Annotated in this window: 9 protein-coding genes; all 9 read right to left on the reverse strand. The window is 69.9% G+C overall.

Annotated elements, in window-relative coordinates; all coding sequences use genetic code 11:
• Nucleotides 1-599 precede the first annotated feature (599 nt).
• A complete protein-coding gene (locus BN12_RS10750) occupies nt 600-1,604 on the reverse strand; it encodes a polyprenyl synthetase family protein (protein WP_048552376.1) in 1,005 nt (334 codons plus the stop codon).
• A 7-nt stretch (nt 1,605-1,611) separates the two neighbouring features.
• Nucleotides 1,612-3,192 (reverse strand): NADH-quinone oxidoreductase subunit NuoN, encoded by a 1,581-nt coding sequence (nuoN, locus tag BN12_RS10755; RefSeq protein ID WP_235432374.1) that lies wholly within the window; start codon nt 3,190-3,192, stop codon nt 1,612-1,614.
• Nucleotides 3,189-4,712, reverse strand: a complete 1,524-nt coding sequence (locus BN12_RS10760) for an NADH-quinone oxidoreductase subunit M (protein WP_048552377.1) — start codon at nt 4,710-4,712, stop codon at nt 3,189-3,191. Before BN12_RS10760 ends, nuoN begins: the two co-directional genes overlap by 4 nt.
• Nucleotides 4,712-6,640, reverse strand: coding sequence for an NADH-quinone oxidoreductase subunit L (nuoL, locus tag BN12_RS10765; protein WP_083454566.1), 1,929 nt, complete (start codon nt 6,638-6,640; stop codon nt 4,712-4,714). Before nuoL ends, BN12_RS10760 begins: the two co-directional genes overlap by 1 nt.
• A 14-nt stretch (nt 6,641-6,654) precedes the next feature.
• The gene (nuoK, locus tag BN12_RS10770; protein ID WP_048552378.1) at nt 6,655-6,957 is read right to left on the reverse strand and encodes an NADH-quinone oxidoreductase subunit NuoK; all 303 of its coding nucleotides are present in this window, start codon (nt 6,955-6,957) and stop codon (nt 6,655-6,657) included.
• Complete coding sequence (locus BN12_RS10775) at nt 6,954-7,721, reverse strand: NADH-quinone oxidoreductase subunit J (RefSeq protein ID WP_048552379.1); 768 nt, start codon at nt 7,719-7,721, stop codon at nt 6,954-6,956. The genes nuoK and BN12_RS10775 overlap by 4 nt, the downstream gene beginning before the upstream one ends.
• Nucleotides 7,718-8,425 carry an NADH-quinone oxidoreductase subunit NuoI gene (gene nuoI, locus BN12_RS10780; RefSeq protein WP_083454567.1) on the reverse strand — a complete coding sequence of 236 codons (708 nt, stop codon included), beginning with the start codon at nt 8,423-8,425 and terminating at the stop codon, nt 7,718-7,720. Before nuoI ends, BN12_RS10775 begins: the two co-directional genes overlap by 4 nt.
• Nucleotides 8,418-9,854, reverse strand: coding sequence for an NADH-quinone oxidoreductase subunit NuoH (gene nuoH, locus BN12_RS10785; protein WP_048556291.1), 1,437 nt, complete (start codon nt 9,852-9,854; stop codon nt 8,418-8,420). The genes nuoI and nuoH overlap by 8 nt, the downstream gene beginning before the upstream one ends.
• A 47-nt stretch (nt 9,855-9,901) precedes the next feature.
• A partial coding sequence (locus BN12_RS10790) for a molybdopterin dinucleotide binding domain-containing protein (protein ID WP_157635705.1) occupies nt 9,902-10,857 on the reverse strand: 956 nt, incomplete at its 5' end.

Below are 10,857 nucleotides of genomic sequence, written 5' to 3' on the forward strand. Positions count from 1 at the left end.
ACGTGCACTCCATACCTCGACCCTCGCCGAGCCCTGGGAGTCGAGGCACAAAGATCCCGCCAGACGGTCACCCCATACCTCGACCCCGCGGCGCGCCCTCGGAGCCGAGGTACAAAGACACCAGGACGCTCGGCCCATACCTCGACCCCCGCCAAGGCCTCGGGAGTCGAGGTACAAAGATCCCTCCGGACGGCCACCCCATACCTCGACCCAGCCGGACCCTTTCGAGTCGAGGTACAAAGATCCCTCCGGATGGTCGCCCGCGCCTCGACTCAGTGACCCCGCTCGGCACGTGCGGGCTTGTCGTGGTCCGGCCCTCTTCCCGAGATGACAACACCTCGACACGTGCGATTCGAAACCGCGCCGGACGTGCACTCCATACCTCGACTCCGCCGAGCCCCCACGGAGTCGAGGTACAACGACACCACCGGACGGTCGGCTTATACCTCGACCCCGCGGCGCGCCCACGGAGTCGAGGTACAACGACACCACCGGACGGTCGGCCCATACCTCGACCCGGCCGGACCCCCACAGAGTAGAGGTACAGAGACACCGGGAAGGTCGCCGAACACCTCGACCGACGCGACGCCAAGGGGCCCTCAGCCGGCGCGGTGCACCACGCTCGTCACGAGGGCGATGAGGGCGTCCTTGGCGTCCGACGGCGGGAGGGGGTCGAGGACCGCGACCGCCTCGCGGCCGATGGCCCGGGTCCGCTCGAGGGCCTCGTCCATCGCCCGGTGGCCGCGCAGGCCGACGAGCGCCGCGGCGAGCCGGTCCTCGTCGTGCAGGTCGCTCGCGAGGAGCTCCTGCAGCGGCCGGTCGGCGGGGTCGGTGGAGGACCGGACGAGGAGGACGGGCAGGGTGGCCTTGCCCTCGCGCAGGTCCGTGCCGGGCGTCTTGCCCGTCTCGTCCGCGTCGCTCGCGATGTCGATGAGGTCGTCGGCGAGCTGGAAGGCCATCCCGAGCCGTTCGCCGTACTCTCGCAGCATCTCGACGACCTCGGGCGAGGACCCGCCGAACATGCCGCCGTACCGGGCCGCCGTCGCGATGAGCACGCCCGTCTTGTCCTCGAGGACGGACAGGTAGTACGCGACGGGATCCTCCCCGTCCGGAGCCGGCCGGTCGTCGCGGATCTGCCCCGCGCACAGCCGGACGAAGGTCTGCGCCTGGATGAGCACCGCCTGCGAGCCGAGCGCGGCCGTGATCTCCGAGGCGGTGCCGAAGAGGAGGTCGCCGACGAGGATCGCCGTCGAGTTGCCGTAGCGCGCGTTCGCGCTCGGGGTGCCCCGGCGCACGTGCGCCTCGTCCATGACGTCGTCGTGGTAGAGGGTCGCGAGGTGGGTCAGCTCGACGGCGGCGGCGGCCGAGATGACCTCGTCGTTGATCCCGAGCGGTCCGAGCTCGCTGGCCAGCAGGGTGAGCAGGGGCCGCAGGCGCTTGCCGCCGGCCTGCACGAGGTGGCCGGCGGCCTCGGCGATGAACGGGTCGTCGTGGTCGACGCGTCGTTCGATGAGGTCGTTGACGCGGGAGAGGCCGTCGGTGAGTGACTCGCCGAGCTCGGGCGACGTGCCGGGCAGTGCGAGGACGGGTGGGGTCAGGGCCAAGGCTGCCTCAGCGGATGAACTGCGAGGCCTGACCGGCCAAGTCGAGGACCGGACCGGGGACGACACCGAGCGCGAAGGTGAGCAGGACGCCCACGGTGACGGCGATCGTCGTCATCGGCGACGGGACGAGGACGGTGACGTCCTCGCTCGAGGGCTCGGTGAAGTACATGAGGATGATGATCCGGACGTAGACGAACGCCGTGATCGCGCTGCACAGCACGCCGATGATGACCATGATGACGCCGGCCCGGCCGCCGTCCGTGACGGCCGGAGCGAAGACGGCGTACTTGGCCGTGAACCCCGACGTGAGCGGGATGCCGGCGAAGGCGAGCAGGATGAAGGCGAACACCCCGGCGACGACCGGGTGGTTCTTGCCGAGGCCCGCCCACTGGGACAGGTGCGTGGCCTCCGAGCCGTTCTCGCGGATCATCGACACGACGGCGAAGGCCGCGATGACCGTGAGTCCGTATGCGGCGACGTAGAACATCGTGCCCGAGACGCCCGCCTTGTCGAAGGCCATGACGCCGACGAGGACGAAGCCGGCGTGGGCGATCGAGGAGTATGCGAGGAGGCGCTTCATGTCCGTCTGCGTCACCGAGAGCACGGAGCCGACGACCATCGTGAGGATGGCGACGGCGATGACGGCGGCGCGCCAGTCCCAGCGCGAGCCGTCGAAGGCCGTGTAGGCCACCCGGAGGATGGCGCCGAAGGCGGCGGCCTTCGTGCAGGCCGCCATGAAGCCGCTCACCGGCGTCGGCGCGCCCTGGTAGACGTCGGGGGTCCACGAGTGGAAGGGGACGGCCCCGATCTTGAACATCAGGCCGATGAGGACGAGGAGCACGCCGGGCAGGAGCAGGTTGTTCAGCTCGGGCGCGGCGGCCGACGTCGTCGAGGCGATGGTGACGAGGTCGAGCGAGCCGGAGTAGGCGAAGAGCAGGGCGGCCCCGAAGAGGAAGAACGCGCTGGAGAAGGCCCCGAGGAGGAAGTACTTCAGCGACGCCTCATGGGACAGCAGCCGGCGCCGCCGAGCCAGACCGCACATGATGTAGAGCGGCAGCGAGAGGACCTCGAGGGCGACGAACATCGTGATGAGGTCGCCCGCCGCCGGGAAGAGCATCATCCCCGCGACCGACAGGAGGGTGAGCGGGAAGATCTCGGAGGTCGTCAGCCCGGCGCGCGCCGCCGCGGCCTCGTAGGGGGACCCCGGCGTCGCCGCCCCCATCGGGGTGAAGGCGTCGGCGTCCTGCCCGGGGAACCGCTCGGCCATCGTGAGGACGGCGAGGATCGACAGGGCGAGGAGGGTGCCCTGGAGGAAGAGGGTCGGGCCGTCGATGACGACGGAGCCGCCGAGGGTCTTCGCCTCGTGGCCCCGGCTCCATCCCGCGAGGACGACGAGCGACGCCACGAGGGTGAGGAGGGTCCAGACGACCTGGAGGGTATGCCGGCTCCGCCGCGGCGCGAAGGCCTCGACGAGCACGCCGACGAGGGCTCCGCCGAGAACGATGAGCAGCGGCAGGACCGCCCAGTAGTCGACCTTGACCGCTTGGAGGAAGGCGGCGGGAACGGCGGACGTCACGACGGCGCTCACTTGTCACTCCCGGCGTTCAGGGGGGTCGGATCGGTCACGCCGACGTGGTGGAGGGTCGCTGTCACGGCCGGGTTGATGACGTCGAGCGCGAGGTTCGGCGCGAAGCCGAGGACGAGGAGCACGGCGATGAGCGGCGCGGCGACGAGCCGTTCGCGGATGCCGAGGTCGGACACCGGCTCGGGCAGCTCCGGCGTCGGACCGGTCGCAATCCGCTTGTACATGAGGAGCACGTAGAGCGCGGCGAGGACGATCGCGAGGACGGCGAGGACCGTCGCGAGCGTGTACTTCTGGAAGGTGCCGACGAGGACGAGGAACTCCGAGACGAAGGTCGACAGCCCGGGCAGTGACAGGGCCGACAGCCCCGCGACGAGGAACACGCCGGCGAGGACCGGGGTGATCCGTTGCCAGCCGCCGAAGTCGGGGATCTGCTTGCTGCCCCGCCGGATGATGAACATGCCGGCGAAGAGGAAGAGGGCCGCCGTCGAGAAGCCGTGGTTGACCATGTAGAGGGACGATCCCGCGAAGCCGGTCGACGTCATGGCGAAGATGCCGAGGACGATGAAGCCGAAATGGCTCACCGACGTGAAGGCGATCAGGCGCATCATGTCGGTCTGTCCGATGGCCAGCAGCGCGCCGTAGAGGACCGAGACGACGGCGAGGGCGATGACGACGGGGGTGGCCCACTTGCTCGCCTCGGGGAACAGCTGGAGGCAGAAGCGGATCATCCCGTAGGTGCCGACCTTGTCGAGGACGCCGACGAGGAGGACGGCGGTCGCGGGTTTGGCCTCGGTCGCCGCGTCCGGCAGCCACGTGTGGACCGGCCACATCGGCGCCTTGACGGCGAAGGCGAGGAAGAAGCCGACGAACATGAGCCGCTCGGCGGTCTGCGGGATGGTGAGGCCGGTGAGCTTCTCGACGAGGAAGCCCTCGCTGCCGCCCGGGCCGTAGTGGTAGAGGGCGATGACGGCGACGAGCATGACGAGGCCGCCGGCGAGGGAGAAGAGGAGGAACTTCAGCGCGGCATACTGCCGGCGCTCCCCGCCGAAGGACCCGATGAGGAAGTACACCGGGATGAGCATCGCCTCGAAGAGGACGTAGAAGAAGAAGACGTCCGTCGCAGCGAAGACCCCGACCATGAAGGCGAGGAGGACGAGCATGAGGGCGAAGTAGCTCTTCTCCCGCGTGCCCCCCTCCGGGACGTCGTCCCACGCCGCGAGGATGCAGATCGGGGTGAGGACGAGGGCCATGAGGATGAGGACGAGCGCGATGCCGTCGACGCCGAGGGCGTAGGAGACGCCGAACTGCGGGATCCACTCGTGCCGCTCGGTGAGCTGGAACTGGGTGCCCGCGTCCCGCCGGTACTGCGTCGCCGCAGCGATGCCGAGGACGAGCGTGACGAGGGAGACGCCGAGCGCGACGTGCTTGGCCCGCCCGGCGGAGCCCTTGGGCAGGAGCACGACGATCAGGGCCCCGACGAGGGGGACGACGAGCAGCGTCGTCAGCCAGGGGAAGGAGCTCATCAGTTGATCACCCACATGACACCGAGGATGGCGACGACGCCGGCGAGCATCGTCAGGGCATAGGACCGGGCGTAGCCGTTCTGCAGGCGCCGGACCCGGGAGGAGGCACCACCGACGAAGGCGGCGAGCCCGCCCACCGCTCCGTCGACGCCCTTGCGGTCGGTGAAGACGAGCCCGCGGGTCAGGTGGATGCCCGGCCGCATGAACAGGCCCTCGTTGACGGCGTCCTGGTAGAGGTCGACCCGGGCGGCCTGGGTGAGCAGCGAGCCCTTCGGCGGGGCGACCGGCACCGCCTCCCGTACGTAGCGGACGTAGGCGAGGGCGATGCCGACGATGACCAGGACGAGGGTCAGCCCCATGAGGACCCACTTGTTGATGACCGGGTGCTCCTCGGCGCCGCCCCCGACGACCGGCTCCAGCCACGTCGGGAACATGTCGGTGACACCGAGGATGAGGCCGAGGACGGCGGAGCCGACGGCGAGCACCATCATCGGCACCGTCATGACGAGCGGCGACTCGTGGGGGTGGACGTCGTCGCTCCAGCGCTTCTTGCCCTGGAAGGTCATGAAGAACAGGCGGGACATGTAGAAGGCGGTGATGCCCGCGCCGACGAGCGCCGCGGTGCCGAACACCCACGGCTGCCAGCCGTCGCCGACGAACGCGGCCTCGATGATCTTGTCCTTGGACCAGAAGCCGGAGAACGGCGGGACGCCGAGGATGGCGAGCCAGCCGAAGCCGAAGGTCACCCAGGTGATCTTCATGACCGTCGCCAGCCCGCCGAAGCGGCGCATGTCGACCTGGTTGTTCATCCCGTGCATGACCGAGCCGGCGCCGAGGAACATGCCGGCCTTGAAGAAGCCGTGGGTGAGCAGGTGGAAGATCGCGAAGGCATACCCGATCGGCCCGAGCCCGGCGGCGAGCATCATGTAGCCGATCTGGCTCATCGTCGAGGCGGCGAGCGCCTTCTTGATGTCGTCCTTGGCGCAGCCGACGATCGCCCCGAAGAGGAGGGTGATGGCGCCGACGAAGCAGACGGCGAGGCGGGCGTCGGGCGAGGCGTCGAAGATGAACCCGCTGCGGACGACGAGGTAGACACCGGCGGTGACCATCGTCGCCGCGTGGATGAGCGCGGACACGGGCGTCGGGCCGGCCATCGCGTCGCCGAGCCAGCTCTGGAGGGGGAACTGCGCCGACTTGCCGCAGGCGCCGAGGAGGAGCAGGAGTCCGATCGCCGTGACCCACCCCTTCGACGCCGTGCCGACGCCCGCCTGGACCGAGGCGAAGTCGACGTGACCGAAGACGGCGAACATCGCCATGATGGCGAGGGTCAGGCCGATGTCGCCGACCCGGTTGACGACGAACGCCTTGTTGCCGGCCGTCGCATACGCGGGGTTCGTGTACCAGAAGCCGATGAGCAGGTACGACGCGAGGCCGACGCCTTCCCACCCGACGAACAGCAGCAGGTAGGAGTCGGCGAGGACGAGCAGGAGCATCGAGGCGACGAACAGGTTGAGGTAGGCGAAGAAGCGGCGCCGGTTCGGGTCGTGCGCCATGTACCCGATGGAGTAGACGTGGATGAGCGACCCGACGAAGGTGACGAGGAGGACGAAGGACATCGACAGCTGATCGAGGAGCATGCCGGCCTCGAGCTTGAAGCCCCCCGCGGAGATCCAGTCGAACAGGCGCAGGTGGTAGCTGCGGTGCTCCGGGTCGTTGCCGAGCATCTGGAGGAAGGCCGCCGCACCGACGACGAACGCCGCCCAGGACAGGATCGTCGCGAGGTGGTGCCCCCACTTGTCGGTGGCCTTGCCGCCGACGAGGAGGAATGCTGCCCCGAACAGCGGCAGTGCCACGAGGAGCCACCCGACGCTGGAGACGCCGGTCGCGGCCTGGGTGACGACCCCGGTCTCGGTGATGAGCGAGTGCACTCGAGTGCTCCTTCTTACAGCTTCAGCAGGTTGGCGCCGTCGACGGACGCGGACCTGCGGGCTCGGAAGATGGCCATGATGATGGCGAGACCGACGACGACCTCGGCGGCGGCGACGACCATGACGAACAGCGCGATGGCCTGGCCGTCGAGTGCGCCGCGCATCCGGGCGACGGTGACGAAGACGAGGTTCGCCGCGTTGAGCATGAGCTCGACGCCCATGAAGACGATGATGGCGTTCCGGCGCACGAGCACGGTGGCCGTCCCGATCGCGAAGAACAGGATCGCGAGGTAGATGTAGTTGACCAGGTTGGTCATCGGTCGCCGCCTTCCTCGATCTCCGACTCGAGCGTGTGCTCGGCGTCGACGAACCGGTGGGGCGTCGTCACCTGGTCGCGCGCGTCGAGGACGCGGGAGACCGACAGCGCCGACGGGGTGCCGTCGGGCAGCAGGGCCGGGGTGTCGACGGCGTTGTGCCGCGCGTAGACGCCCGGTGCGGGGAGGCCGGAGACGTTGATCCCCTCGCGGATGCGCCGCTTGGACCAGTCGCGCTGGCTCGGCGCGGCGGTGAGGCGCTCCCGGTGGGCGAGGACCATCGCGCCCATCGCGGCCGTGATGAGCAGGGCGCTGGTCACCTCGAAGACCCACACGTAGCGGCCGAAGATGAGGTTGGCGATCCCGCTGACGTTGCCCGTCGCCTCGTTGATCGACGCGACACCCTTCGCGGTGCCCCACTTCGCGTGGCCCACCGTCTCGGTGAGGATGACGCACAGGGCGGCGGAGAGCAGCAGCCCGGCCCACTTCTGGCCCTTGATCGTCTCGACGAGGGAGTCGGAGGAGTCGACGCCGACGAGCATGAGGACGAAGAGGAACAGCATCATGACCGCGCCGGTGTAGACGAAGATCTGGATGACGCCGAGGAAGGGCGCGCCCTGGGCGAGGTAGAACATGCCGAGGACGACCATGACGAATGCGACGCCGAGGGCCGCGTGGACGGCCTTCCTCGCGAAGAGCAGCCCCAATGCGGCGAAGACCGCGAGCGGGCCGAAGATCCAGAAGAGGATCGACTCGCCGCCGCTCATCGCTTCACCGCCTCGGTCGTCTCGCGGGTCGCCTGCTGGCCGTGCTCGACGGTGTCGACGCCGATGACCGGGTCCTCGCCCGGGGTCGGCGCCATCCCGTCCTGCGGCTCGGCGTCGTTGGCCTCGACCCAGGCCCGCTGCGCGTCGGTCGCCCCCGTCACGTGCCCGAGGTAGTAGTCCTTCTGCTCGGTCCCCTCGACCATCGGGTGCGGCGGCGGGAGCATGCCCGCCTGGAGCGGTGCGAGCAGCTGCTCCTTGGTGAAGATGAGGTCGGCGCGGTTGTCGTCGGCGAGCTCGTAGAAGTTCGTCATCGTGAGGGCCCGGGTCGGGCAGGCCTCGATGCACAGCCCGCAGAAGATGCAGCGCAGGTAGTTGATCTGGTAGATCCGCCCGTAGCGCTCGCCGGGCGAGAACCGTCCGGTGCCGCCCTCGGCGAGCGGGGTGTCGTCGTTGTCGGCGCCCTCGACGAAGATGGCGTCCGCCGGGCAGGCCCAGGCGCACAGCTCGCACCCGACGCACTTCTCGAGGCCGTCGGGGTGGCGGTTGAGCTGGTGCCTTCCGTGGAACCGCTTCTGGGTCGGGCGCTTGTGCTCCGGGTACTCCTCCGTCGCGACCTTGCGGAACATCGTCGCGAAGGTGACCCCGAACCCTCCGACCGGGGCGAACAGGTCGGAGAGGAAGCCGCCCTTCTTCTCGTCAGCCACGCGGGGCCTCCTTATCGGTCGAGGTGTCGGTCGACTCCTCGGTCGGCGCGTCGGTCAGCGTCGAGACGCCGCCGGTCGCCTCGTGGTCCTGCGGGCCGGCACCGGCCGCGCCGAGCCGGCGGGACGCCCGCGCCGGCTCACGCAGCACCTGACCTGGCAGCGGCGGCACGGGGAAGCCTCCCGCATACGGATCCACCTCGGCCGGTGGCGGGGCGGCCGCGGCCTCCCGTCTGGCCTCCGCACGGCCCTCGATGATGTACGTGATGAGCAGCACCGTCGCCGCGACGACGAGGATGATGAGCACCGTCGCGACGGAGAACGTCCGCCCACCGACGGTGAACGAGGCGTCACCGAAGTAGCCGAGCCGCGCGCCGCGGATGAAGGCGACGAGCACGACCCAGGCGAGCGTGACCGGGATGAGGAACTTCCACCCGAAGCGCATGAACTGGTCGTACCGCGTGCGGGGCAGCGCGCCGCGCAGCCACACGAAGAAGTACATGAACAGCCACAGCTTGATCGTGAACCACAGCAGGCCCCACCACGCGTGGTTGAACATGCCGTCGTTGATCGCCGAGATGCCGGGAGGCGCCTGCCAGCCGCCGAGGAACATCGTCGTCGCAAGCGCCGAGACGGTGAACATGTTGACGTACTCGCCGAGGAAGAACATCGCGAACTTCAGCGAGGAGTACTCGGTGTGGAAGCCGCCGGTCAGCTCGCCCTCGCCCTCGGCGAGGTCGAAGGGCAGCCGGTTCGTCTCGCCGACCATCGTGATGACGTAGACGAAGAAGGAGAAGAACGCCGGGATGATGTGCCACAGCGAGTGCTGGGCGCCGACGATCTGCGAGGTCGACATCGACTGGCTGTAGAGGAAGACGGCGACGAGGGACAGGCCCATCGCGATCTCGTAGGAGATGACCTGGGCCGTCGAGCGCAGCCCGCCGAGCAGCGGGTACGTCGATCCCGAGGACCAGCCGGCGAGGACGATGCCGTAGACGCCGACGCCGGCGACGGCGAGGACGAGGAGGACCGCGACCGGGAGGTCGGTGAGCTGCAGGGGGGTGTGGTGCCCGAACATCCACACCTCGGGCCCCATGGGGATGATCGCGAACGACACGAACGCGGCGGCGCCGGCGATGGCCGGGGCGAGGAAGAAGACGATCTTGTCGGCGTTCTTCGGGACGAGGTCTTCCTTGAGGGCCAGCTTGACGCCGTCGGCGAGCGTCTGGAGGAGGCCGTACGGCCCGGTGCGGTTCGGTCCGGGTCGCTGCTGCATCCGGCCGATGACGCGGCGCTCGAACCAGATGACGATGAGGGTCGAGAGGAGGAGGTAGACGAAGATGAGCACGGCCTTGATGAGCGAGAGCCACCACGGCGTGTCGCTGAAGTCCGCCGACGGGTTGTCGGTCGAGTCGGTCGCGAGCGCCGCCAGGGTCGGGTGCGCGTAGGCGACGTGCTCGGCGAGGGCGTGGACGGCGCTCACGCGTCTGCTCCGTTCTCGATCCGTGCGGAGGCTCCGTGGGGTGTCGGTCCGTCGCCCGAGGCGGCTCCCGTCGTCCCCGTGGCCGGCGAGAGGGCGGACCGGGTGACGGTGACGACGCTGCCGTGAACGGCGGCGAGGGACGGCCGGACGGCCGACCCCTCGGAGTTCGTCGGCAGCCAGACGACGTGGTCGACCATGTCGGTCACGGCGACGGGCGCGGTGATGCTGCCGGCGTCGGTGGACACCGTGACGGCGTCGCCGTCGGCCACCCCGAGCGCCTCGGCCGTCGCGGCGGACACCTTGGCGACGGTATGCCGTGCCGTGCCGGCGAGGAACGGCTCGCCGTCCTGCATCCGGCCCTTGTCGAGCAACGTGGGCCAGGTCGCGAGGACGAGCTGCCCGTCCGAGGTGGCCGGGGCGGCGCCGGCCGTCGCCCCGGGGGCGGCGGTGCGCGGCCCGGTCCACGAGCCGAGCGCGGTCATCTCGCGCCGGATCTGGGCATCGGTCTTCGTCCCGAGGAACTCGCCGAGCTCGGCGGCGAGCATGTCGAGGACCCGGTAGTCGCTCATCGACCCGGTGTCGAGCGCGGCCTGGAAGGGACGGACCCGGCCCTCCCAGTTGACGAACCTCCCGGCCTTCTCGGCGTGGGCGGCGACGGGGAGGACGACGTCCGCGGCCTCGGTGACGGCGGACCGGCGCAGCTCGAGGGAGACGACGAACGCCTTCTCGAGGGCGGCGCTCGCGTCCGGCGAGCCGATGTCGGCCGGGTCGACGCCGCCGACGACGAGAGCCCCGATGTCCCCTGCCGCGGCCGCGGCGAGGATCGCGGCGGTGTCCCGGCCGTGCTTGGCCGGGAGCTCCTCGACGGCCCAGGCGGCAGCCACCTCGGCCCGGGCGGCCGAGTCGGAGACGGGTCGTCCGCCGGGCAGCAGGGTGCCGAGGGCACCCGCCT

It is taken from the genome of Nostocoides japonicum T1-X7, assembly GCF_001046855.1.
GTDB lineage: Bacteria > Actinomycetota > Actinomycetes > Actinomycetales > Dermatophilaceae > Nostocoides > Nostocoides japonicum.